The organism is Flavobacterium hungaricum, assembly GCF_015182285.1.
GTDB lineage: Bacteria > Bacteroidota > Bacteroidia > Flavobacteriales > Flavobacteriaceae > Flavobacterium > Flavobacterium hungaricum.
On the sequence record NZ_PRDM01000003.1, the window covers coordinates 249,510 to 275,054 of the forward strand.

Genomic DNA, 25,545 nt, shown 5'->3' on the forward strand with positions numbered 1-25,545 from the left:
GATGCTGCGACTTCTCTTGACGTTATGCTTTCTAGGCTTGGTAAAGGATTCTTTTTCGCAGAATGAAAAGAAAACATTTCCGGATGGCACACCTATTTCGGAATGGTTTACTAATTCTAAAAAATTAGAACTCCAAAATCTGGGAAAGCAGTATTTGATTACTGACTTTGGTGTCGTTATCGACAGTACGTGGGTTCAGACACAAGCAATTCAATCTGTAATTGATAACGCATCCCGAAATGGAGGAGGAGTAATCGTGATTCCTAAAGGTGTTTTTCTAAGCGGCGCGCTCTTTTTTGGTCCCAAAACCTGTTTGTATATTGCAAAAGAAGGCGTTCTAAAAGGATCTGACAATATCGCGGATTACCCTATAAGGCCTTCACGGATGGAAGGTCAGAATTTGGATTACTTTCCCGCACTGGTAAATGCTTACGGAGTAGATGGTTTTTCTATTTCGGGAGGCGGGACTGTAAACGGAAACGGTAAAAAGTTTTGGGAAGCGTTTTGGAAAAGGCGCAGTGAAAATCCTGAATGTACGAATCTGGAAGTTTCCCGTCCGAGATTGATTTTTGTGCAGCATTCTAATAATGTGCAGCTGGAGAATGTAAAATTGATTAATTCTGGTTTTTGGACCAATCATTTCTATAAATGTAAAAATATAAAACTGATCGGATTGTATATTTTTTCGCCGCATCTGGGGATAAAAGCGCCCAGTACAGACGCTGTAGATTTAGATGTCTGCGAAAATGTTTTAATTAAAGACTGTTATATGTCGGTAAACGACGATGCTGTGGCTTTAAAAGGCGGCAAAGGACCCTATGCAGATCAGGATACAAACAATGGTCCTAATGAGAATATTATAATTGAAGACTGTACTTTTGGTTTCTGCCATTCGGCTTTGACTAATGGAAGTGAAGCTTTACACAATCGGAATATTATTTTTAGAAATAGTAAAATTGAAGGCGCTTCCCGTTTACTTTGGTTAAAAATGAGACCCGATACACCACAGCTTTACGAATATATTTTGGTGGAAAATATAAGAGGAACAATAGAAACGGGCATAGCCGTATTTGCCTGGCGTCAGTTTTATGATTTAAAAGACCGTAAAGACATTCCGTTATCCTACGCAGACCAGATTACTTTAAGGAATTGTACGCTAAAATGCAAAAACTTTTATGGCATAGAAAAAGACCCAAATGTACGATTGAGCAATTTTAGATTTGAAGATTTGATAGTAGAATCTGAAAAAACAAAGATGGATAAAAGCCTGATAAAAGGAATAATTTTTAAAAATGTAACTCTAAATGGAGCCCTTGTAGAGTAGTTTTTGTGCTTAAAGACAAAATTGAGGCATTTTTATGTAGGAAAACCATACAGATCTGATTCGTTTGAGTCAGTAATTTTGACATATGCAAAAACTCATTCACAGCGCATCAGAACGGTTGTTATTTGTTGTTTTTGAAATAAGTATTTGATTGTTAAGTGATTGTGTTTACTGGGATTCGCTAAATACTTAGGGTCAATTTATTGTAAATAAAATGAATGAAAAACTGCATTAAATTTAACAGCATTTTTGTTGTAACTATCACACAAACTTTTATTTTTGTGGCTTAATTTAACAATATATAAGCATGAAAGATTTATTAGTAAAAATCAACGCCGAAATTGACACATTTAAAGCAGAAGCTGAATCTTTAACTGAAAAAGGTATCAAAGCTGCAGGACCAAGAGCACGTAAAGCTACTTTAGAAATTGAAAAACTTTTAAAAGAGTTCAGAAAAGTTTCTATCGAAGAATCAAAAAAATAATTCTTCCCTTTATGGAAAGTAAAAACCCCGCTCTAAGCGGGGTTTTTTTATTTCAATTTGACGCGAAGACTCAAAGACACAAAGTTTTTTCCGTTTGTCAGTCTGAGCGGAGTCGAAGACCTATGCGGTTAGTTTTTCCGCCACGAATTACACGAATTGCACAAATTTCCAACATAGTTTTTTGCCGCGCAGACTCAAAGACACAAAGTTTTTAACGTCTGTCAGTCTGAGCGGAGTCGAAGACCTATGCGGTTAGTTTTTCCGCCGTGAATTACACGAATTTTTTAGTATATTTTTTTTGCCGCGCAGACTCAAAGACACAAAGTTTTTAACCGTCTGTCAGTCTGAGCGGAGTCGAAGACCTATGCGGTTAGTTTTTCTGCCACGAATTACACGAATTATTTAGTATATTTTTTTGCCGCGAAGACTCAAAGACACAAAGTTTTTAAACGTCTGTCAGTCTGAGCGGAGTCGAAGACCTGTGCGGTTGGTTTTTCCGCCACGAATTCCACGAATTTTTTAGTATATTTTTTTGCCACTAAGACTCAAAGGCACAAAGTTTTTAAACGTCTGTCAGTCTGAGCGGAGTCGAAGACCTATGCGGTTAGTTTTCCGCCACGAAGACTCAAAGACACAAAGTTTTTAACGTCTGTCAGTCTGAGCGGAGTCGAAGACCTATGCGGTTAGTTTTTCCGCCACGAATTACACAAATTACACAAAATTTTAGCATAGATTTTTCTGCCGTGAATTACACGAATTCTTTAGTATAGTTTTTTGCCACTAAGACTCAAAGACACAAAGTTTTTTTTCGCTTGTCAGTCTGAGCGGAGTCGAAGACCTATGCGGTTAGTTTTTCTGCCGCGAATTACACGAATTTTTTAGTATATTTTTTTGCCACTAAGACTCAAATACACAAAGTTTTTTCCGCTTGTCAGTCTGAACGGAGTCGAAGACTTATGCGGTTAGTTTTTCTGCCGCGAATTACACGAATTTTTCAGGATAGTTTTTTGCCACTAAGACTCAAAGACACAAAGTTTTTATCGTCTGTCAGTCTGAGCGGAGTCGAAGACCTATGCGGTTAGTTTTTCTGCCGCGAATTACACGAATTTTTTAGCATATTTTTTTGCCGCGAAGACTCAAAGACACAAAGTTTTTAACGTCTGTCAGTCTGAGCGGAGTCGAAGACCTATGCGGTTGGTTTTTCCGCCGCGAATTACACAAATTGCACAAATTTTCAGCATAGTTTTTTGCCGCGAAGACTCAAAGACACAAAGTTTTTAAACGTCTGTCAGTCTGAGCGGAGTCGAAGACCTATGCGGTTAGTTTTTCTGCAGCGAATTACACGAATTATTTAGTATATTTTTTTGCCACTAAGACTCAAAGACACAAAGTTTTTATCGTCTGTCAGTCTGAGCGGAGTCGAAGACCTATGCGGCACCTCAGAACCTCAGAACCTCAGAACCTCAGAACCTCAGAACCTCAGAACCTCAGAACCTTTGTACCTTTGTACCTTTGCACCTGAACACCTCAGAACCTCAGAACCTCAAATAGAATTTCGATCAATAAAATTAAAAGGTACTTTTACCTGTCCTTTTTCTTTATTCAAAATCATTCTGGCTGCCGTTTCGCCCATTACATTAAAGTCAGTTGACATTACCGTAATACCTAACAATTCTTTTAGCGGCGTATCATTATAAGAGATCACGCCAATATCTTTTCCGAGTACAAATTCTTCATCGCGAATCTGTTTCATTAAATTCACCAGATCAGACTCTTCGATTGTAATAAATAAATCACCCTTTTTTAAGATCATATCATCGTAGACTTCGCCCAAAATCTCAAAATTGATTTCGTGTTCCACACAGAATTTTCTAAAACCGTGAAGTATTCTTCGCGGGTACGGATAAACCGCCTTATCAGGATAAACCAAAATCAGGCGTTTGTATTTGGTCACTTTAGAAAGACCTTCTTTTAAGGCATTGTAAATATCATTTTCAAAATCCTGATATATTTTAATTACGTCGCCGCCCGTTCCTAACTTAATATTATCCAGAACGACTAATTTATCTTCGGGTATATTTCTAATGGCACTCACAACTTCGTCTGTAAAACTTAAGTGTTTCAGCTCTTCGGTTTTAAAATGCGTTGTAATAACATAGTAATCATAAGCACCTTCAAACTTATCTAAGATGTTGAGGAACAAAGTTTCGTCGCAATGATAAATCTGCAGATCAACATGGGCATTGGCTCCCAAAGTATTGATAAATGAACTGTAAGTTTTCATTTTATACGAACTCAGTTTATTGGTCAAAAACAAAATATTGACTTTAGATTCTAACTTGGTTCGGGTAATATAGTATCCTTTTCCCCTGATCGAAGAAATAATCTTGCGTTCCTTAAGGATATTATAGGCCTTTTCTACAGTATCTCGAGACATGTAGAATTCTTCACTAAAACTATTAATTGAGGGAATTTTTTGGTTGATCTTTAAATTTCCGTTGGCGATGTTTTGAAGAATAGAGTCTACAATTTGTTTGTATTTGGGTACTCTTGAATCTTCGTCTATTTTAATAAGTTTAATCATGATAAGTGGAAACTTGTGTCGTATTTCAACGAAACGAATTTTTAATTAAAACTTTGTCAATAAAAAACACTCAATCGGAATGATTACGGCCGTGATACTTTTACATTCACTAAAAAAGAGGTTTTCTATAAGGCTTGTAATACTTTTTTTATGATTTATGAATTATCTTCAAAATGCGGATTCAATAATTGCGAAATCGATTGCTAAAATAGCCATTTTTTATTTAGTTTACCAATAATTACAGCGGGTTATTTCTAATATTCTGTAAGATTTAACAAAATATACGAAAACGATAAAGGATAGTACAGGACAGTTTTGTTTTTTACATTCTATTATTTTACAAAACCAAATTGCTGACAAACTAACCACACAAACTAAAATTTATTAAATGGAATCGTTATTAGGAATTATTTTTCATTCTATCGGAGGTTTTTCTTCAGGTAGTTTTTATATGCCTTTTAAGAAAGTAAAAGACTGGGCTTGGGAAAGTTATTGGCTGGTAGGAGGGTTTTTCTCCTGGCTGATTGTTCCCCCAATTGCAGCGTACTTAACGATTCCGAATTTTGCCGAAATTATTGCTGCAGCTTCTCCATCCATTAAAGCCTTTACTTATGCAATGGGATTAATCTGGGGAATTGGCGGATTGACTTATGGTTTGGGAGTTCGTTACTTAGGAATGTCTTTAGGGAATTCGATCACTTTAGGATTCTGCTCTGCATTTGGCGCTTTAGTGCCTTCAATTTATTATGATTTTGTTCCAACAGAAGGTAAGGTTTCGTTTTCTCACATGCTTTCTAATACTGGCGGGCAGATCGTTTTATTCGGAGTGGTGGTCTATCTTATTGGAATTGCTATTTCTGGAAAAGCAGGAATGCTTAAAGAGAAAGATTTTGCAACAGGGCATGAGGATAAAGACAAAGATTTCAATTTGGTAAAAGGGTTGATTGTCGCTGTGATTTCTGGGATTTTAAGCTCCTTTTTTAATTACGGAATCGAAGCAGGAAAATCAATGGCAGAGCAAGCGGTACTAAGCGGTTCCAATCCGTTATTTCAAAACAATGTAACGTATGTTGTTTTGCTTTGGGGCGGCTTGACAACCAACTTTATTTGGTGTCTTTATTTGAATTTTAAAAATAAATCGATTAAAAATTACACAGATAAAACTACTCCGATCACTAAAAATGTTTTGTTTTCTGCTCTTGCCGGAACCATGTGGTTTTTACAGTTTTTCTTCTACGGAATGGGAGAGAGTAAACTTGGAAATGGCGCCAGTTCTTGGATTCTGCACATGGCGACCATCATTTTAACAGCAAACTTTTGGGGATTTTATTTGAAAGAATGGAAAGGAGTTTCGAAAAAAACATTACGAACTTTTTTCTGGGGGATTGGGCTGATTATGCTTGCAATCGTTTTGGTAGGAATTGGTAACTCATTATAAATAAATACAAGAAATAATACAAATAGTATATGTCGAATACAAACACAATTAATATGAATTTTAAGCACGTAAGCTATCTTTGGGATGAAGCTAAGGCAGCAGCACTGGCAGGAGATGAAGTAGCGCTTTTTATTTATCGTTCTAACTTGTTAGGAGCTGATTTAAGATTGACCAACTACGGAGGCGGTAACACTTCTGTAAAAATTACTGATAAAGATCCGTTAACAGGAGAATCTTCAGAAGTAATGTGGATTAAAGGTTCTGGAGGAGATATCGGAACATTAACAAAATCAGGTTGTGCCGCTTTGTATTTAGACAGACTTCGTAATCTGGAAAACGTTTACAGAGGAATCGAGTTTGAAGATGAAATGGTCGAATTATTCAACCACTGTATTTTTGATTTGGCTTCAAAAGCACCATCAATTGATACGCCTTTACACGGTTTTCTTCCTTTCAAACATATCGATCATTTACATCCAGATGCAGCAATTGCGATCGCTGCAGCAAAAGATGGAAAAAAAATCACAGAAGAATTATTTAACGGCGAAATCGGCTGGGTAGGCTGGCAGCGTCCCGGTTTTGACCTTGGTCTTCAGTTAAGAGCTTGTCTTGAAGAAGCTGCAAAAAACGGTAAAAAACTGCGCGGGATCATGTTAGGGTCTCATGGTTTGTTTACTTGGGGAGACACTGCATTTGATAGTTATATCAATACGCTGGAAGTAATCGAGAAATGTGCTTCGTACTTAGAAGATAATTACGGAAAAAAACGTCCCGTTTTTGGAGGTCAGAAAATCGACAGTCTTCCAGAAGCAGACCGTAAATTAAAAGCCGCAAAAGTCGCTCCAATTTTAAGAGGTTTCTGTTCATCAGAGCGCCAGATGATCGGACATTATACCGATGATGCAAGAGTTTTAGAATTCATTAATTCGAATGATCTTTCAAAATTAGCTCCATTAGGAACTTCTTGTCCGGATCACTTTTTAAGAACAAAAATCAGTCCGCTGGTTTTAGAATTAGACCCAAACGAAGATTTATCTGACGTAGAGGCTGTTAAAGCAAAATTAGCGCCGGCTTTTGAAGCCTATCGTGCGATGTACAAAGACTATTACAACGCTTGTAAAAAGTCTAATTCACCAGCAATGCGTGATCCAAATCCTGTGGTAATTTTATATCCTGGAGTGGGTATGTTCACTTTTGCAAAAGATAAAACAATGGCGCGTTTAGCCTCTGAATATTATATCAATGCAGTAAACGTAATGAAAGGTGCTGAAGCCGTTTCAGAATATACTTCTTTACCGCACCAAGAAGCGTTTGATATCGAATATTGGTTGTTAGAAGAAGCAAAATTACAGCGTATGCCAAAACCAAAAGCATTGTCTGGAAGAGTAGCGCTAATTACTGGTTCTGCAGGCGGAATTGGTAAAGCTATCGCTAAAAAATTCGCTCAGGAAGGTGCTTGTGTAGTCATTAATGATATTAACGAAGAACGCCTTGAAGGAGCATCTGCTGAGTTTGTAAAAGCGTTTGGTAAAGATGCTGTTTCAAGTACTTTATTAAATGTTACAGACGAAGTAAGTACAGAAAAAGCATTAGACGAAGCTTCTCTGGCTTTTGGTGGTGTGGATATTATTGTAAATAATGCTGGAATCAGTATTTCTAAATCTATCGCAGAACATACTCTTGAAGAGTGGGACAGATTATACGATATCTTGGTAAAAGGACAGTTTATTGTTTCTAAAGCCGGAATCGAAGTAATGCGCAAACAAGGTTTTGGAGGAGATATTGTAAATATCGTTTCTAAAAATGCTGTGGTTGCGGGTCCAAATAATCCTGGTTATGGTTCGGCAAAAGCAGCGCAGGCGCATCTTACACGTTTAATGGCTGCCGAATTAGGAGCAGATAAAATTCGTGTAAACACAGTAAATCCAGATGCAGTAATCTCAGACTCTAATATTTGGTCTGGCGGATGGGCAGAAGGTCGTGCAAAAGCATACGGAGTAACGGTTGAAGAACTTCCGGCTTATTATGCAAAACGCACGTTATTAAATGAAATCATATTGCCTGATGATATCGCAAATGCTTGTTTTGCGTTTGTTGGAGGTTTCCTGAATAAATCTACAGGAAATGCCTTAAACGTAGACGGGGGCGTAGCAATGGGCTTTTATAGATAAAGAATGTTTAAGTTTTTTATATAAGTTTGTTTAAGCAAAAGTGGTTTTTTGTGGTCTAGCGTTCGATAATTTCGAACGTTAGATTTTTTTAGACATAGCGCTTTTAAACTGTATAAAAACAAAAAAAAAGTGAAGTATAACAAGAGTTTAGTTGATATAAAATTTTACTTTGAAAAGTATTTAACGCATAGAACGCAGCTAAAACGGATTCGCTATCGGGAAGACGGATTTTTTTGTTTCACGCAGATTGAGACAGATTTAGGCAGATTATTAATTTTATTTTTTATTAGTATATAATTCAATAAATCTGCGAAAAATCAGAAAACAAAAAATCCGTGTAGAGCAGCGTTTTCGCGATAGCGAATCCGTCTAATCCGTGTATAAATTTGGAACTCTGTGTTAAATTAATACACTAAAAGTATAAAATTATATATCTTGTAAACGCTATTAAAATATCAAATTACTATGTTAATCTCATCAAACCACATTGAATCTCACAACGAAGATTTATTAAAAAAACATCAGAATAAATTAGTTTTTACTGCATCAGAAATAAATAATACAGAAGCGATTATTCAAAAACTAATAGACTTTCAGATTGCCATTCCATCTTGGGCATTAGGAACAGGAGGAACAAGATTCGGACGTTTTGCAGGAGGCGGAGAACCACGTTCATTAGAAGAAAAAATTGAAGACGTTGGTTTGCTGCACAAATTAAACAATGCTTCTGGAGCAATCTCACTTCATATTCCGTGGGATATTCCAACCAATTATAATGAAATCAAAACACTTGCCGCACAGCACGGATTAAAATTTGATGCCATGAACTCGAATACTTTTCAAGATCAGGCTAGTGCAGCACATACTTATAAATACGGTTCTTTACAAAATGTAAACAAAGCAGTTCGCAAACAAGCAATTGCTCACAATATAGAAGTAATCAAACACGGAATCGAATTAGGTTCTGAATCACTTACGGTTTGGTTAGCAGATGGCTCTAATTTTCCAGGGCAGTTAAACTTTAGAAAAGCGTACCAGAATACATTAGAAAGTTTAGAAGAAATCTACGATGCACTGCCGTCAAACTGGAAATTATTTTTAGAATACAAATGTGCTGAGCCTAACTTTTATTCGACGACTGTGGCTGATTGGGGGCAATCGTATTCGTACGTTAAAAAGTTAGGTGACAAAGCGCAGACATTAGTAGATTTAGGACATCATCTTCCAAATGCCAATATCGAGCAGATTGTTTCTATTTTATTAATGGAAAACAAACTGGGAGGTTTCCACTTCAATGATTCAAAATACGGAGATGACGACTTGACAGCCGGAGCTTTAAAACCGTATCAATTATTCTTAATTTTTAATGAATTGGTTGAAGGAATGGATGCCAGAGGAATGAACCATGCCAAAGATTTAGGCTGGATGATCGACGCCTCTCACAACATCAAAGATCCGTTAGAAGATTTATTGCAGTCTGTTGAAGCAATCATGATTGCGTATGCACAGGCACTTTCTGTAGACAGAAAAGCTTTGGAGCAGTCGCAAGAAGAAAATGATGTGGTAAAAGCACAGGAAATTCTTCAAAATGCTTTCCGTACAGACGTTCGTGCTTTGGTTGCCGAAGCTCGTTTACGTTCAGGATCAGCATTAAATCCAGTTGCATTATATCGTTCGCTTCAGGTGAGAGAAAGTCTAATCGACGAAAGAGGTTTAAAAACAGTAGCAACGGGATTGTAGTAGGAGATAGGCCGTAGGAGTTAGGAGTTAGGCGTTAGGCGTTAAGAGTTAAGAGTTAGGAGTTAAGAGTTAGGAGTTATGCGTTAGAAGTTAAGAGTTTGGAGTTAGAAGTTAGGCGTTAGAAGTTAGGCTTAGCATTTAAGAGTTAGAAGTTAGAAGCTATTAGTTAAAAGACTTCGTTTAATAACAATTTAGAGGCAAAAATTATAACCATAACCCATAACCCATAACCCATAACCCTTAACTCATAACCCTTAACTCATAACGAATGACTTCTAACCCATAACACATAACGCATAACGCATAACGCATAACCCATAACGCATAACCCATAACCCATAACCCTTAACCCTTAACCCATAACTCCTAACCCCTAACTTACAACCCCTAACTTATAATTAGAATGAATGTAGTTGCGATTTTTGATATTGGTAAGACCAACAAAAAGGTTTTTTTATTTAATGAAAATTATAAAATTGTCTGGGAGAAATCAATCAATTTAGAAGAAACAAAAGACGAAGACGGTTTTCCGTGTGAAGATATTGAATTGCTCCAAAAGTGGATTTTAGAGCGTTTAGATGAAATTAAAAACTTAAAAGAGTACGTTCTTAAAGCGGTTAATTTCAGTACTTACGGCGCCAGCTTTGTGTATGTAGATAAAAACGGAAAAGTTTTAACGCCTCTGTATAATTATTTAAAGGATTATCCAGAGGATTTAAAAGCGGCCTTTTATGAAAAATATAAAGGAGAAGAAAAGTTTGCGGTAAAAACGGCTTCTCCCGTTTTGGGAAGCCTTAATTCTGGAATGCAGCTGTACCGATTAAAAGAACAAAATCCAGAAATATTCGAAAAAACGAGCTACTGCCTGCATCTGCCTCAGTTTTTAAGTTTTCTTTTAACCAATGAAGCGTATGCAGACATTACCAGCATTGGCTGTCATACCAATTTATGGAATTTCAAAAAAATGAAATACCACAAATGGCTCAAACAAGAAGGAATTGCAGCAAAATTACCGCCAATTCACTTTGGTAAAGACGTTATTAAAAACAACGACGGATTGGCTGTCGGTATTGGACTTCACGACAGTTCCTCTGCAATAATTCCGTATACGATCAATTTTACAGAACCTTTTGTTTTATTGTCTACAGGAACCTGGAGTATTTCGCTCAATCCGTTCAACAATAAACCATTGACTTTTGAAGAGCTGCAAAACGATTGTTTGTGTTATATGCAATACACCGAAAAGCCTGTAAAAGCCGCGCGTTTGTTTGCAGGAAACGAACACGAAGTACAGACCAAACGATTGGCTGCACATTTTAATGTAGCCCTAGATACGTACAAAGAAGTGTATTTTGATAAAAAAATAGTGGCCAGCTTACGTTCGCTCAACTATCAGATTTTTTATCCTAAAAAGTACGATTTTGATATTTTAAAAGAATGTCCGTTTCAAAAAAGAGAGCTCTCTTATTATAAAGATTACGAAACAGCCTACCATCAATTGATGCTGGATTTGGTAGAACAACAATATTTTTCGACCAATTTGGTGATTCACAACAGTCCGGTAAAAAAGATTTTTGTAGACGGCGGCTTCAGTAAAAATTCAATTTATATGAATTTGTTAGCCGAGGCTTTTCCAGATGTAGAAGTGTACGCCGCATCGATGGCTCAGGCGAGTGCTTTGGGTGCTGCGCTGGCAATTCATCATAATTGGAATCCAAAACCAATCCAGAACGATTTAATTGACTTGAAATTCTATAAACATTAGGTAAAAACGGTCTGTATGTTGTAAATTTGCTGAGAAACGTAAGTTTTACATTTTACAGTATACGCCTAATGAACAACACACTAAATACAACAACATGAAAATTGGACTTTTTATACCTTGTTATGTCGACCAATTTTACCCAAAAGTTGCCATTGCAACCTACGAATTACTTCAAAAATTAGGTTGTGAGGTTGAGTTTCCGATGGGGCAGACCTGCTGCGGACAACCAATGGCAAACAGCGGTTATGCACATTTAACCAAAGGCTGTGATGCCAATTTTATTGCCAATTTTACCGGATTCGATTATATCGTCTGCCCTTCTGGAAGCTGCGTGCTGCATGTAAAAGACCATTTGCACGACGAAAAGCAGGAAGAAAAAGCGGCAGCGATTCGAAATACAGTTTACGAACTGACCGAATTTATCACCGATATTCTAAAAATTGACCATATCGACGGAAATTTTCCTTTTAAAGTGGGAATGCACCAAAGTTGTCACGGACAGCGCGGTTTACATCTTTCGCAGATGACAGAATTAAATGCGCCTTTTTTCTCGAAACCACAACAATTACTTCAAAACATCAAAGGATTAGATTTAGTTTCGCTTTCGCGGAAGGATGAATGCTGCGGTTTTGGAGGAACTTTTTGTGTGACCGAAGAAGCGGTATCGGTAAAAATGGGAAAAGACCGTATCAAAGATCACGAAAGCCATGATGTCGATTTTATAACCGGTGGAGACATGTCGTGCTTAATGCATTTAGAAGGAATTCTAAAAAGACAAAACAGCCGCATCAAAACCATTCATATTGCTGAGATATTAAATTCACTCGAAAACTAAAATAAATGTTGAGTGTATTTTTTAACCGCAAAGTTCGCAAAGAAAAAATACGCAAAGCACGCTAAGATTAAAAATTAGCTTTGCGAACCTTGCGTAAAAACCTTGCGAACTTTGCGGTTAAATCGAACATACCAATAATAAAGATTTCAAAATTGACTTTTAAATAATTAAAAATGTCATCAGAAAAAATAATACCGCACAGCGAAGCCGCAGCAAAGTTCAACAAAGATGTGGAGCGTGTAAACTGGCACGACGAAACGTTATGGTTCGTTCGTGAAAAACGCGATCGATCTGCGCATCAAATTCCGGATTGGGAATTGATACGTGAAACAGCATCCAAAATCAAAAATAATGTACTCTCCAATATTCACGATTATCTAGTTCAGTTTGAAGAAAACGCCCTGAAAAACGGTGTAATTGTACATTGGGCTGCCGATGGAAAAGAACATAACGAAATTGTACATTCGATTTTAGAAAAGCATAAGGTAACACAGATGGTGAAATCCAAATCGATGCTTACCGAAGAATGTCATCTTAACGATTATCTGGCCGAAAAAGGCATAGAAGTAATCGATTCGGATTTAGGAGAATATATTGTGCAGCTTCGTAAAGAACCGCCGAGTCATATTGTTTTACCGGCCATTCACTTAAAAAAAGAAGATGTAAGCGAGACGTTTCACGAACATTTGGGTACTGAAAAAGGAAATTTTAATCCGCAGTATTTAACAGAATCCGCACGTCACAGCTTACGAAATACTTTTTTGACCAGAAAAGCAGCTTTAACCGGAGTTAATTTTGCCATTGCAGAAACGGGTGAATTTGTAGTTTGTACCAACGAAGGAAATGCCGATATGGGTGCGCATTTAGCAGACGTTCACATCGCCTCAATGGGATTTGAGAAACTCATTCCGCAAAGAAAGCATTTAGGGGTTTTCCTTAGATTATTGGCCAGAAGCGCAACGGGACAGCCAATTACGACTTTCTCGAGCCATTTTAAAAAACCAAGAGACGGGAAAGAAATACATATTGTAATTGTAGACAACGGAAGAAGCACCCAATTAGGAAGACCAGAATTTAGAAATTCGCTGAAATGCATTCGCTGCGGCGCGTGTATGAATACCTGCCCAGTTTACAGACGAAGCGGCGGACACAGTTATCACAATGCTGTTGCGGGACCAATTGGTTCTATTTTGGCACCAAACTTAGACATGAGCAAAAATGCCGATCTGCCTTTTGCAAGTACACTTTGCGGTTCCTGCACCAACGTTTGTCCTGTAAAAATCGACATTCACGATCAGTTGTACAAATGGCGTCAGGTTTTGGTAAAAGAAGGGCATACGCCAACAGCCAAAACAGCCGCAATGAAAACAATGGCGACCGTTCTGGCCAATCCAACCGTTTTTAATATCGCTGGAAAATCAGGCCGATTTGTAATGAAAAATATTCCGTCTTTAGTCAATAATAAAATGAATAAGTGGTACGATCAGCGCGAAATGCCAGCCGTTCCAGAGGAATCTTTTAGAGAATGGTACAAGAAAAATTCGAGAGCATCTAAAGCAAAAGACAATGAGCAGTAAAGCAGCAATTTTAAATAAAATAAAGCAGAATAAACCAGAGTTTGTTTCAGAACTTCCGGATTTGAGTGTTTTGGGTTCTGATCAGTTTGATGTTTTAGAAAAGTACAAAACCACTCTAAAAAGTATTGGAGGAGATTTTGTAGAGGTTTCTGGTATCGAAGAAGTCAAAGCGTACATTAAAAACAATTATGCTTTAGAAAAACGAATAATCACGACAATTCCAGAACTTTCGGAGATCGCAAGTTTAGATTGGGAAAATGATGATCCGCATTCGTTGCAAGATGTTGAATTAACGATTATAAAAGGCCATTTTGGAGTAGCTGAAAACAGCGCCATCTGGGTAACCGATGAAATTTTAGGACAGCGAGCTGCACCTTTTATAGCGCAATATTTATCCATTATTGTAGATAAGAATACCATTATCCCAACAATGCACCAAGCGTATGAAAAAATCGGAAACCAAGATTATGGTTTCGGAACTTTTATTGCGGGACCTTCTAAAACGGCCGATATTGAGCAGTCTTTGGTTCTCGGAGCGCATGGAGCGAGAGGTTTGGTTGTTTTTTTAGTGGATTAAAAATAAACTAGAAAACTACATTTTGTAGATTATAATAAATTATGGCAGTATTTTCAGATCTTGAACATCAAATACCAGAAATAATTTCAAAAGGTTTGTTTCCTATTTTGATACTGTCCTCTCTTGCTGACGAAGCAAGAATGAAACAGTATTATAGTATAAATCCAGAGCATCGTTTTAATGACTTAAAATTAACCGAAAATCAGATTATAGTTGAATGTTGTTCTCACGGTACGGATATTTTAACAGGTACTGAATTCGATGTTATTTTTCCACACAATGGTGTCGAAAATTTTCTAAGCGTTTCGGCAATTTTAGAATATGTATCCTACAACAGAAGTTATGAAGTTGATATGGTACCCAATGGCTATTCGCCATTAGCCATAATAAATTTCCCGCAAGGTAAGCCCGAAGTACTTAAGAAATTAAAGGCAGGAAAAGAAAAGTTTGACTTTAATAAACATGATTATTTCTATCTTACTCAGAAAAAAGTAATGGAGAAAATCGTAAAAGAATTAGATAAAAGAAAAGAATGATAAAAATAAAACGAGGCCTTATAAGCCTCGTTTTTATTTTTATAGGATAATTTATTTATGCTGTTTGATCATCAGTTTCGGCATCTGGAGCATTCTTTTTAACCGATTCGATTCCGTTTTCTCTAGCTGCTGTACTTTCGTACATTTCGCTGGAACCAATTATTTGTCCGTTTCCAGCTTTTAAATTGAAATAAGGTTTCCCGCTTTTAGACTCTAATCTATCGTAACGATCATCGTCTGCTGCATTTTTTTTAACCGATTCGATACCATTATTACAAGCTGCTTTTGTACTATAGCCTTCGCTTGTTAAAATAGTCTGGCCGTTACCAGCTTTTAAATTGAATTGAAACTCTCCGTTGGCTCTAGTAGTAATTACAAATTTTCCCATGCAGTTTAAATTTTAAGGTGTATTAATTATTTTGCTATTGATAAAAATACAAAACTTAGTCTTACAAAATAGCGGTCGATTTAAAAAAATGATTAAGTAATTAATAAAAAATGCGACACCCTCTCTTGTGTTTTGTAACGCAGCGCGCTTGAAAATCTAAAATCTACAATCTAATATCTAAAATCTAAAATCTACAATCTACAATCTACAATCTACAATCTACAATCTACAATCTACAATCTACAATCTACAATCTACAATCTACACTCTACATTCTACAATCTACAATCTAAAATCTACAATCTAAAATCTACAATCTAAAATCTAAAATCTAAAATATTTAAACTCCTAAACGGAAATCGGACACGCTTTTATCCTCTAATTTAATTTCTTCAAAAATACTCTGAGTTCCTTTGTCAACAGGGCATTGCGTACTAATTCCCATCCAGATTTGGGCAGGATAATTGTTTTTATACAATCTCACCATCTGCCAGTTCTTTTTATCAGTAGAATAGTAGCTTGCCACAGTTTTCGTGTCAGAAGAGATTTTCATGTATACAGAAGGTTCTTTTACAACATCATGATTGTTATCATCAGAAGTTCCTAAAGTACGAACCGTAACCATTCGGTGATTGCCTCTTTCATCTTGTTCAAAACAAAATTTTTGGTAGAAGCCATCATTCACATAAACGTATAAAACACCCGCATTATAAAGTCCTTTCGCTGTAAACTGAGGCGTAACTTTTGCGGTAAGCGTAAACGGCTTTGTATTGTCTACCTGCGACAAAAGCATTGGTGCAGTAGTATTAGAGAGCTTTCCGTCGGGATCAGAAAAATAATCTGATTTTTCACCCGCCTTAAAAATGATTTTTTCATTCGCTTCCTTAATAATCAGGGTATCAGCGCCGTTAACCGCTTTTGTAAAATGGATCCCAGCCAGCTTTATGTCGCAAGGCTGCCCGTTGACCACCGCAGTGTCTTTTACTCCTTTTTCAGAAGTATCGACAGCAGCGGTCTCTTTGTTTTTATTGCAGGCAGAAAAGATCAAACATAAAAAAATGCTGACAGTATATAAATTTGTTTTCATAAATAGGGTTTTTAAAAATAGAAGTAATATTTTTAGTTTTTCAAAAATACCATGGCCTTTTAAAATGGGCAATACGTAAAATTAACCAATTCTTGTTTCCAATGTCATCAAATCTTTCCCTAGAAAACGAATTAACCGTAACCTTTCTAAAACAGAATTTCGACATTGGAGAATCTAACGAAATTGAATCTTTTAAGCAATCGGTCGCTAATTATGTTGCTATAGAACAATGTGTAGCTGTTTTATCCGATTACCAAGCAGATAAAAGCTATATTTTTGCCGGAAGTTTTGGTTCTGTTTTTGGTTTGTCAGACAAAAAAATGGTAATCGATTCGGCATTCGAAGATTGTATTTTTGCTCATTTAAATGCAGATGATTTGGTAGAACGCCATATACTCGAGCTTAATTTTTATCAGTTCCTTAAAAACATTCCACACGAAAAATACAGTCAGTACAGCACCTTCAGCCGAATTCGTCTTCAAAAAGAAATTGAAAAGTGCCGTTACATTAACCATCGCACCACATACCTTAAAACCTTTAGTAACGGGAGCATCTCGCTGGCCTTGTGTCTGTATGCACCGTCAACCGATTTAAAGCCAAGGCAGGGTATTGACGGCAGGATTTTTAATATTCAAACGGGAGAAGTGGTAGAGGCGGCCCAATACAATAAAAATGCAGCATCCATTCTTTCTAAAAGAGAGATTGAAGTATTGCAGAATGTTTCTAAAGGATATAAAAGTGAACAAATAGCTTCAGAAATGAACATTTCGGTTTACACTGTCCGAAGACATAGACAAAATATAATTGAAAAAATGAAAGTGACTAATACCGCCGAAGCTGTTAAGACTGCTTTGGTAATGGGAATTATTTCACTTTAAAAGAATTACCTTATTTTTGTTAAGAGATCATTAGTATGAAAGAAAGCAGCGACATCATAAAAGCATATAAAGAAGCAGTAAAAGAGGGAAAAAAATGCGCCTTGGCAACTGTTGTAAAAGTCGAAGGCTCATCGTACAGGCAGCCGGGCGCCCGTATGCTGGTTACAGAAGAGGGACAGCTCACCGGAGCGATAAGCGGCGGCTGTTTAGAAGGAGATGCCCTAAAAAAAGCATTGCTTGCGATTCATCAAAAAGAGAATAAACTCATTACATACAACACCAGCAACGAAGACGATGCTGAGATCGGACTCCAGCTTGGATGCAACGGCATTGTTCATATTCTGTTTGAATATATTGATGATGAAACCGCTTATAATCCGATCGAACTTTTAAAGCAGCTTGAAAAGGAAAGAAAACCCGCTGTAATGGTATCTGTGTTTTCACTAAAAAAATATGCAGTTCAATTGGGAACTGTTTTATTCTATCGGGATAATCAAGTTCTGCATCCTGACAAAATCGCATTAGAATTAGTTTCTGATGTTGCAATAGTGCTTAAAGAGAAAAGCACTGTCATCAAGACTATCGATGCCGAAAATGGATCAGAAGCTTTAATCGAATATATAAATCCTCCTGTTTCGCTTATTATAGCCGGCGCAGGAAACGATGTACAGCCTTTGGTTACAATGACTTCGATTTTAGGATGGGAAGTTTCGGTTATTGACGGCAGGAGCACACACGCCGTTGCAAAACGTTTTCCAGAGGCCAAAAATGTTTTGGTTTCTAAACCGGAAACTTTTTTAGCAAACACGGTAATCGATTCGCAGACGTATTTTGTTTTGATGACGCATAATTATCAATACGATTTGCAGGTTTTAAAACAGCTTTTAGAAAAAGATTGTCCTTACATTGGAGTTCTGGGGCCTAAAACCAAATTAGAACGAATGCTCCAGGATTTACAGCAAAACGGAATTGTTGTGACAGAAGAGCAGTTAAGTAGAATTTACGGCCCTATTGGATTGGATTTAGGGGCAGAGACGGGTGAAGAAATCGCTTTGTCTATTGTTGCCGAAATTAAAGCGGTGCTGTCTGGAACTAAAGGAACGTCTTTAAAACACAAGCAGGGAAAAATTCACAGCACGACAATTCATGTTTAATTCTGAAAAAAATACTGTCGGAATAGTTATTCTTGCAGCCGGAAATTCCTCAAGGCTGGGACAGCCGAAACAGCTTTTAAAATTTAGAGAGAAATCGCTGTTAGAAAATAGTATTTTAGAAGCCTCTAAAACAGCCAATTCAATTGTAGTTGCAGTGCTTGGATCGCATCACGAATTGATTGAAAATGAAATTCCTGACGCCGAAATTACAAAGATTTTAAATTCTGAATGGGAATCCGGAATGGCAAGTTCAATTGTAAAAGGTTTGTCGAAATTATTAGAATTAGATCCAGACTGTGAGCAATGTATTTTTGCGGTCTGTGATCAGCCATTTATAACAACTTCAATTTTTGAAAGATTGATTGCGGAATTTCAAAAAACGAATTCAGGAATTATAGCCTCTGCTTATTCAGATATTTTAGGAACCCCGGTTTTATTTCACCGAAAATATTTCACCGAACTTTTGGGTTTAAAAGGAAAAGAAGGAGCTAAAAAACTCCTCAAAAAGTATTCGGATGATCTTGTTTCCGTTCCTTTCGAAAAAGGAAGCATCGATATCGATACAGAAGAAGATTATAATAAGTTGATTTCTTAGGAGAGGGGCTGAGTTGCAAAGGTTCAAAGGTTCAGAGTTACAAAGGTTCAAAGGTTCAAAGCGACAAAGGTTCAAAATTACGAAGGTTCAAAGTTGCAAAGTTTCAGATTTCAAAGTTTTGATGCAGTTTTTGTTATTTCTTTAAACACCGCGTAACTTTGTACACAAAGCCAAAACGCGCTCAATTGTTTCTTCTATTTCCTCCAAAGTCGTGTATTTACTCAAACTGAAACGTATTGAACTCAATGCTTCTTCGTCAGACAAGCCCATTGCTTTTAAAACATGAGAAGGTGTAGAAGTCACAGCCGAACAAGAAGCGCCATTAGAAACCGCAATATTTCCCAAAGCCATAATGAGTTGCTGCGAATGAACACCGGGAAAACAAATATTAGAAGTATTGTAAATTCGATTTTCGAGACTGCCGTTTACAAAAGCCCCTTCAAACTGAAGTAATCCTTTTTCCAATTGGTCTCTTAATAGTTTTACTCTATTCAGATTTTTATCCAGTTCCGTTACAGTAATTTCACAGCATTTTCCTAAACCAATTATTCCAGGAACATTTAGAGTACCGCTGCGTAATTTTCGCTGCTGATTTCCTCCCAGAATTTGCGGTTCTAATTTTATTTTGGCTTTCGCCGAAAGATACAATGCGCCAATTCCTTTTGGTCCGTGGAATTTGTGCGCCGACAATGCTAAAAGATCGATTCCCAACGCCTTAACATCAATTGGTATTTTACCCACAGTCTGAGTTGCGTCACATAAAAACAATACCTCTTTGCTTTTTAATAATGAGGAAATGGCATTTATGTTTTGAAGCACACCAGTTTCATTATTAGAAAACATCATAATGAAAACCAATGTTTTAGCTGTAATTGTTTCATTTAAAAGATTAAGATCTAAAAGCCCGTCAGCAGCAGTAGGAAGATAAGTAACGTTAAAACCAATAGTTTCCATAAAACGGCAGGTCTCCAGAACCGCTTTATGCTCTGTAGCGACGGTTACAATATGTTTGCGTGCTGCATTCGCTAAACCTTTAATCGCTAAATTAATTGCTTCTGTTGCGCCAGAAGTAAAAGTAATTTCATCCGAATCGGCATTAATCAAATTGGCTGTCTGCCAGGCTGCTTTTTCAACAGCTTCATTTATTGTTAATCCGGCTAAATGACTGCTGGAAGAATTTGCATATAAATCTGTAAAGTAGGGCAGCATGGCTTCTACAACACCTTCGTCAACACGAGTTGTGGCGTTATTATCAAGATAAATAATGGGCTGATTTGGCATAAAACGAAACTTAATATGGTAAAAATACAATTTTAAATACTATTGAAATATCAATTACATAAATCTGCTTAAAAAGATATACTATCGGGTTATTTGTGTTTAAAAAAAGCAAAATTGTAATCATTCTAAATAACTGTTATGTTTGAATTTTATAATTTTTTGTTATTTAAGATCGTTAATTTTGTTAGAATGACAAAAGTGAATTGGCTAATTTAACAAATAGACTGAATGGCTTCTAAAAAAACAAACGAGAATAAAGTAACACCGGAAGATGCAAATTCCCGTCGTGACTTTATAAAGAAATCTGGACTTTTTACCGCTCTCGCTTTGGCACCGCCTTCATTGGTGATGGCTTCTGAGAATAAATGGGATGAAAAAATAGCAGAATATTTAGAAACAGTGCCGCTTTCTATCGAAGTAAATGGCGCAAAACACAATCTCAATATCGAGCCAAGAACTACGCTGCTCGATTTGCTTAGAGAACAACTACAGCTTACCGGAACCAAAAAAGGCTGCGACCACGGTCAATGCGGTGCCTGTACGGTTCACGTAGACGGAATCAGAATTTTATCCTGTCTTTCTTTAGCCTCCATGCAGCAAAATGCAAAAGTGGTAACGATTGAAGGACTTTCTTCAGGAAAAAAACTGCACCCAATGCAGGAAGCTTTTATTAAAAATGACGGTTTTCAATGCGGTTACTGCACTCCCGGACAGATCATGTCTGGAATTGCGTGTATAAAAGAAGGCCATGCCAACAGCAGAGAAGAAATAAGTGAATACATGAGCGGTAATATCTGCCGCTGCGGGGCATATCATAATATTGTTGATGCCATTATTGAGGTTAAGGAAGGAGGGAAATTGATATGAAAAACTTTCAAATAATAAAGGCATTATCTGCAAACTCGGCGGTAACTAGTTTGAGTAAAGAAGCCGATGCAAAATTTATTGCCGGCGGTACCAATCTGGTCGATTTGATGAAAAAAAATATCACGGCTCCAGATAAATTGGTCGATATCAACGGACTTGATTTAAAGAAAATTGAATTTCTGAAAGGAAAAACGGTTATAGGAGCTTTAGCAAAAAACTCAGATGTTGCTTCAGATAAAGAGATAAAAGAGCATTTTCCGTTGTTATCTTTGGCTTTGGCCGCAGGAGCTTCACAGCAGATTCGTAATATGGCTACTGTGGGAGGAAACATGCTGCAGAGAACGCGCTGTTCTTATTTTTACAATACAGACATGCCGTGCAACAAAAGAGTTCCTAAAAGCGGTTGTGGTGCGATTGGAGGTTCCAACAGAATGAGCGCTGTTTTTGGTGCCTCAGAAAGTTGTATTGCAGTTCACCCAAGCGATATGTGTGTTGCATTGGCCGCGCTGGATGCTGTTGTTACAGTAGAAGGCCCAAAAGGCAGCAGAAAAATTGATTTCAAAGATTTTCACCGTCTTCCAGGAAATACGCCTGAAAAAGATACTGTTTTAGATCCTAAAGAACTCATTACTTCAGTAGAAATTCCTGAAAATAACTTTGCAAAAAATAGTCATTATTTAAAAATCCGCGACCGTACCAGTTACGCTTTCGCTCTGGTTTCTGTTGCAGCAGCTTTAGATTTAAAAGGAAAAAAAATAAACGATGTTCGACTGGCAATGGGCGGCGTAGCACACAAACCGTGGCGATTAACAGAAGCAGAAAAGTTTCTAAAAGGCAAAGAGGTTTCTGAAACGGTATTTAAACAAGCTGCAGACTTAGCGATGAAAGAAGCTGTAGGGTATGGAGATAATAACTTTAAGTTGACTTTAGGTAAAAATGCAATTGCAGAAGCATTAACCATTGCAGCGTCTAAATAATTTGAATTATGAGCAAAACAAGTAATATAAATAGAGTTGACGGATTTGCAAAGGTTACAGGAGCAGCTACCTATTCGGCTGAATACAAAACTGCTGGAGTGGTTTACGCATGCCTTGTTGGAAGTACTATTGCAAAAGGCAGAATCAAAAGCATTGATACCAAAAAAGCAGAATGGGCACCGGGAGTATTAAGTGTGATTACCCATTTAAATGTTGATAAACCGGCTGGATATAAAGATGCTAAAGATCCGCATAATTTCGGACAGCCTCTGCAGATTTTTAAAGACGACAGCATTGTCTATTATGACCAGCCGATCGCATTGGTAATCGCCGATACTTTTGAGCGCATGCAATATGCCGCAAGTTTAATAAAAGCGGAATATATCAAAGAAGAACACCAAACGGATTTAAATAAAGCAAAAGATAAAGAGCGAAAAGTAGATACCAAAAAAGGGGATGATTACCATCGTGGTGTTGTAGACGGTTACAAAAATGCAGCGATTGTTTTAGAAGAAGATTATACAATCCCGACCGAAGTGCACAATCCAATGGAATTGGCTAATATAATTGCAAAATGGGACGGCAATAAACCAACGCTTTATACCAAAAGTCAAGGTGTGGAGGGAACTCGCAGAAGTATTGGAAAGGTTTTCGGAATTGCACCAGAAGATGTTTCGGTAAATTCTGAATATTTAGGAGGTGCTTTCGGAATGGGACTTCATACTTGGCCTTATGAAATTGCAGCGCTTATAGGTTCTAAAAAGCTGGGAAAACCGGTAAAATTGGTTTTGCATAGAGAGCAGATGTTTACCAATGTGGGATATCGACCGTATACCATTCAAAAAATTGGTTTGGGAGCTACTAAAGAAGGTAAAATTGTGGGCTTGACACATGAAGCAGTGGCTCAGACTTCTTCATATGAAGATTTTATGGAAGGTACCGTAAACATGTCGCGCTTTTTGTACAACTGCGAAAATGTTACGACAAGATATCGTATTGTACCTATTGATATTTGTACGCCAATCTGGATGCGAGGTCCTGGAGAAGCAACGGGTTCTTTTGCTTTGGAAAGTGCAATGGATGAATTGGCATATAAATTAAACATGGATCCGATTGAGTTTCGAAAATTAAATTATGCCGAAAAAGATCAGGAACAAAACAAACCGTGGAGCAGTAAATATCTCTTAGAATGTTATGAAGGAGGTATGGAACGAATTGGCTGGGAAAACCGTAAAAACGAACCGGGTGCCGTTCGTGAAGGCGAATGGCTGGTAGGTTACGGAATGGGAACGGGAACTTTTGGATGTTACAGAAGCCCGACTTCGGTAAAAGCAAAACTTTTGGCTAATGGAAATTTAGTACTGCAATGCAGTGTAAACGATATGGGACCGGGAACGGCAACTATGATGACCGCAATTGGTGCTGAGGTTACTGGAGTATCATCTGATAATGTCATTATTGAAATGGGAAAAAGCGGTCTTCCGAAAGGGCCTACACAAGGAGGATCAGCAACCACTTCTTCTGTAGGATCTGCAGTTAATGATTCTTGTCAACTATTAGTAAAAAAAGTAATTGATTTAGCATTGTTAAATCCAGTATTCAAAAATTCTAAAGCAGCTGATGTGTCTTTTGTTGATGGAAATGTAATTTCTAATAAAGACACTGCAAAAAGAATTTCTCTGGTTTCGCTATTTGAAGCCAATAAACTTCAGGAATTAGAAGTAGAAAATCAATCAAAAGCAGACGAAGAAGCCAAAAAATATTCGATTTACTCGTATTCAGTGCACTTTGTTAAAGTTTTAGTGAATCCGAAATTGGGTAAAATAAGACTGGCACATGTGGTTTCTTGTGCGGATATTGGAACCGTAATCAGCCAAAAAACATCAGCAGGGCAAATGTTCGGCGGCGCTGTCGGCGGTATCGGAATGGGATTGATGGAAGTGTTAGAAATCGATCATCGTTTTGGACGTCCGATTAATAATAATTTTGCCGATTATCATGTTCCTGTAAATGCAGATATTGAGAAACAGGAAGTGTTTTTCGTTAATAAAAAAGACCCCATCAGCAACCCAATGGGAACAAAAGGGTTGGGTGAAACTGCTTTGGTAGGAATGGCGCCCGCAATCGCAAATGCGGTCTTTAACGCCACCGGAAAACGAGTTCGTGATTTACCAATTACGTTGGATAAAATTATAGAAACCGCTAAGGTTTAGGCATAAAAACAATTACAATAATCCCTTTGAAAATAAGATATTAAAGGGATTTTTTTGTGAAGTAACTTCATTTTTGTCATTTCGATCCCGAGGCTTCGGGATCGAAATGACAAGATTGCGTGATTAAGCTTTGAGATCTTGCGTAAATCTGTTCTTTGTGATTAAATAAAAAAAAAGTCGCAAAGTTTTTTAAAACTTTACGACTTTGAGCCTTCTCGGCATATATCATTAAAACTTATTTAACCGTAATTGGCAATTCAACCGTAGTTTTATCCCATCCAATAACAAGATTAGCTACAGAATCTTTAGTTGTAAAAGCAATAGATAAAGCTTCGATAACATCAGAAACGTTTTTAACAGGAACAGAAACTCTTACAACATCTTTCTTTTCGTCATAGGCGTAACCACCCCATAAATCCAATTCTTTATTGATAATGATGGTCCATTTATCTTTTTCTGGAATAGCAAACAAACTGTAATATCCTGCAGGAACTTTTTTACCGTTGATTGTTACGTCTTTATAGAATTTTATTTCCGTATTCTCATTAGCACCCACTCTCCAAACTTCACCGAATTTTACAATATCGCCAAAAATAGTTCTTCCCTTTACAGAAGGTCTTGCGTAAGTAACTTTGATAACCGGATTTGGAGTATCAGTTTTCTTAAACTTCACGGCTTTATTTGGGAAATAAGAAATATCAACTGGACTAGCATCTAGTGGAGCAAATTTTACCACATCTTGCGCTTGAACCGTAACAGCAGTAAATAGAACAACTGCCAATAAACATAATTTTTTCATAGGATTACAATTTTTTAGTTTTACCACAAAGTAAGTTAATAATGAAGAAAAATCATATAATTCCGAGTTTGTTTTTTGTTAATGAATTGATAACAGATAAAGAAAACCAAATTTCAGACATTTCTAGGCGACTAATCAACTTTAATAGCTATTGTTAAATTACAAATCAGATGTTCCTACGGAACATTTTTCCTGAAACACATTTTTTTTTCTACCGATGAAATGTTCCGACGGAACATCTTAATAACGGTTTCTAAAAAAAATAGGTTCCGTCG

21 protein-coding genes are annotated in these 25,545 nt (G+C 37.1%); 16 read left to right on the forward strand and 5 right to left on the reverse strand.

Annotated features, from left to right (window positions below; all coding sequences use genetic code 11):
• Position 1 precedes the first annotated feature (1 nt).
• Positions 2 to 1,324 carry a rhamnogalacturonidase gene (locus C4F50_RS14410; RefSeq protein WP_194139354.1) on the forward strand — a complete coding sequence of 441 codons (1,323 nt, stop codon included), beginning with the start codon at positions 2 to 4 and terminating at the stop codon, positions 1,322 to 1,324.
• Positions 1,325 to 1,631: 307 nt separating this feature from the next.
• Positions 1,632 to 1,808, forward strand: coding sequence for a histone H1 (locus C4F50_RS14415; RefSeq protein WP_026729959.1), 177 nt, complete (start codon positions 1,632 to 1,634; stop codon positions 1,806 to 1,808).
• A 1,543-nt stretch (positions 1,809 to 3,351) separates the two neighbouring features.
• Here the strand turns inward: C4F50_RS14415 and C4F50_RS14420 are convergent.
• Complete coding sequence (locus C4F50_RS14420) at positions 3,352 to 4,392, reverse strand: GntR family transcriptional regulator (protein ID WP_194139355.1); 1,041 nt, start codon at positions 4,390 to 4,392, stop codon at positions 3,352 to 3,354.
• A gap of 388 nt (positions 4,393 to 4,780) precedes the next feature.
• Between C4F50_RS14420 and rhaT the strand changes: the two genes are divergently transcribed.
• From rhaT to C4F50_RS14460, 8 genes are all read left to right on the forward strand, one after another.
• Positions 4,781 to 5,830: an L-rhamnose/proton symporter RhaT gene (gene rhaT, locus C4F50_RS14425; RefSeq protein ID WP_194139356.1), complete on the forward strand. Its 1,050-nt coding sequence runs from the start codon at positions 4,781 to 4,783 to the stop codon at positions 5,828 to 5,830.
• 29 nt (positions 5,831 to 5,859) lie between these two features.
• Entirely contained in the window at positions 5,860 to 8,001 is a 2,142-nt protein-coding gene (locus C4F50_RS14430; protein WP_194139357.1) for a bifunctional aldolase/short-chain dehydrogenase, read from the forward strand.
• 465 nt (positions 8,002 to 8,466) lie between these two features.
• Positions 8,467 to 9,741 (forward strand): sugar isomerase, encoded by a 1,275-nt coding sequence (locus C4F50_RS14435; protein ID WP_194139358.1) that lies wholly within the window; start codon positions 8,467 to 8,469, stop codon positions 9,739 to 9,741.
• 403 nt (positions 9,742 to 10,144) lie between these two features.
• Complete coding sequence (locus C4F50_RS14440) at positions 10,145 to 11,506, forward strand: FGGY-family carbohydrate kinase (RefSeq protein WP_194139359.1); 1,362 nt, start codon at positions 10,145 to 10,147, stop codon at positions 11,504 to 11,506.
• 94 nt (positions 11,507 to 11,600) lie between these two features.
• On the forward strand, positions 11,601 to 12,341 hold the full coding sequence (locus C4F50_RS14445) for a (Fe-S)-binding protein (RefSeq protein WP_194139360.1): 741 nt from the start codon (positions 11,601 to 11,603) through the stop codon (positions 12,339 to 12,341).
• 173 nt (positions 12,342 to 12,514) lie between these two features.
• Positions 12,515 to 13,918: a lactate utilization protein B gene (locus C4F50_RS14450; RefSeq protein WP_194139361.1), complete on the forward strand. Its 1,404-nt coding sequence runs from the start codon at positions 12,515 to 12,517 to the stop codon at positions 13,916 to 13,918.
• Positions 13,908 to 14,495, forward strand: coding sequence for a LutC/YkgG family protein (locus tag C4F50_RS14455; RefSeq protein ID WP_194139362.1), 588 nt, complete (start codon positions 13,908 to 13,910; stop codon positions 14,493 to 14,495). The genes C4F50_RS14450 and C4F50_RS14455 overlap by 11 nt, the downstream gene beginning before the upstream one ends.
• A 41-nt stretch (positions 14,496 to 14,536) precedes the next feature.
• Entirely contained in the window at positions 14,537 to 15,031 is a 495-nt protein-coding gene (locus tag C4F50_RS14460; RefSeq protein ID WP_194139363.1) for a hypothetical protein, read from the forward strand.
• A 55-nt stretch (positions 15,032 to 15,086) separates the two neighbouring features.
• Here the strand turns inward: C4F50_RS14460 and C4F50_RS14465 are convergent, their stop codons facing one another.
• Together C4F50_RS14465 and C4F50_RS14470 are read right to left on the reverse strand one after the other, a co-directional pair.
• Positions 15,087 to 15,419, reverse strand: a complete 333-nt coding sequence (locus C4F50_RS14465) for a YegP family protein (RefSeq protein WP_194139364.1) — start codon at positions 15,417 to 15,419, stop codon at positions 15,087 to 15,089.
• A 340-nt stretch (positions 15,420 to 15,759) separates the two neighbouring features.
• Positions 15,760 to 16,506 (reverse strand): DUF1349 domain-containing protein, encoded by a 747-nt coding sequence (locus tag C4F50_RS14470; protein ID WP_194139365.1) that lies wholly within the window; start codon positions 16,504 to 16,506, stop codon positions 15,760 to 15,762.
• Positions 16,507 to 16,607: 101 nt separating this feature from the next.
• Here C4F50_RS14470 and C4F50_RS14475 point away from each other — a divergent pair, with 101 nt between their 5' ends.
• Genes C4F50_RS14475 through C4F50_RS14485 form a run of 3 tightly spaced genes read left to right on the forward strand, consistent with a single transcriptional unit; the run spans position 16,608 to position 19,133 of the window.
• Complete coding sequence (locus C4F50_RS14475) at positions 16,608 to 17,384, forward strand: response regulator transcription factor (protein WP_194139366.1); 777 nt, start codon at positions 16,608 to 16,610, stop codon at positions 17,382 to 17,384.
• Between the two features lie 35 nt (positions 17,385 to 17,419).
• Entirely contained in the window at positions 17,420 to 18,538 is a 1,119-nt protein-coding gene (locus C4F50_RS14480; RefSeq protein WP_194139367.1) for an XdhC family protein, read from the forward strand.
• Positions 18,531 to 19,133, forward strand: coding sequence for a nucleotidyltransferase family protein (locus C4F50_RS14485; RefSeq protein WP_194139368.1), 603 nt, complete (start codon positions 18,531 to 18,533; stop codon positions 19,131 to 19,133). Before C4F50_RS14480 ends, C4F50_RS14485 begins: the two co-directional genes overlap by 8 nt.
• Positions 19,134 to 19,274: 141 nt before the next feature.
• Here the strand turns inward: C4F50_RS14485 and C4F50_RS14490 are convergent, their stop codons facing one another.
• Positions 19,275 to 20,414, reverse strand: a complete 1,140-nt coding sequence (locus tag C4F50_RS14490; RefSeq protein WP_194139369.1) for a cysteine desulfurase family protein — start codon at positions 20,412 to 20,414, stop codon at positions 19,275 to 19,277.
• A gap of 228 nt (positions 20,415 to 20,642) precedes the next feature.
• Between C4F50_RS14490 and C4F50_RS14495 the strand changes: the two genes are divergently transcribed.
• From C4F50_RS14495 to C4F50_RS14505, 3 genes are read left to right on the forward strand one after another with little or no spacing between them, the layout of a single operon-like run.
• Positions 20,643 to 21,281 (forward strand): 2Fe-2S iron-sulfur cluster-binding protein, encoded by a 639-nt coding sequence (locus C4F50_RS14495; protein WP_194139370.1) that lies wholly within the window; start codon positions 20,643 to 20,645, stop codon positions 21,279 to 21,281.
• On the forward strand, positions 21,278 to 22,258 hold the full coding sequence (locus C4F50_RS14500) for an FAD binding domain-containing protein (RefSeq protein WP_194139371.1): 981 nt from the start codon (positions 21,278 to 21,280) through the stop codon (positions 22,256 to 22,258). Before C4F50_RS14495 ends, C4F50_RS14500 begins: the two co-directional genes overlap by 4 nt.
• Before the next feature lie 8 nt (positions 22,259 to 22,266).
• Positions 22,267 to 24,471, forward strand: coding sequence for a xanthine dehydrogenase family protein molybdopterin-binding subunit (locus C4F50_RS14505; RefSeq protein WP_194139372.1), 2,205 nt, complete (start codon positions 22,267 to 22,269; stop codon positions 24,469 to 24,471).
• Positions 24,472 to 24,706: 235 nt separating this feature from the next.
• Here C4F50_RS14505 and C4F50_RS14510 read toward each other — a convergent pair whose 3' ends face one another.
• The gene (locus C4F50_RS14510) at positions 24,707 to 25,270 is read right to left on the reverse strand and encodes a DUF2911 domain-containing protein (RefSeq protein WP_194139373.1); all 564 of its coding nucleotides are present in this window, start codon (positions 25,268 to 25,270) and stop codon (positions 24,707 to 24,709) included.
• Positions 25,271 to 25,545 lie beyond the last annotated feature (275 nt).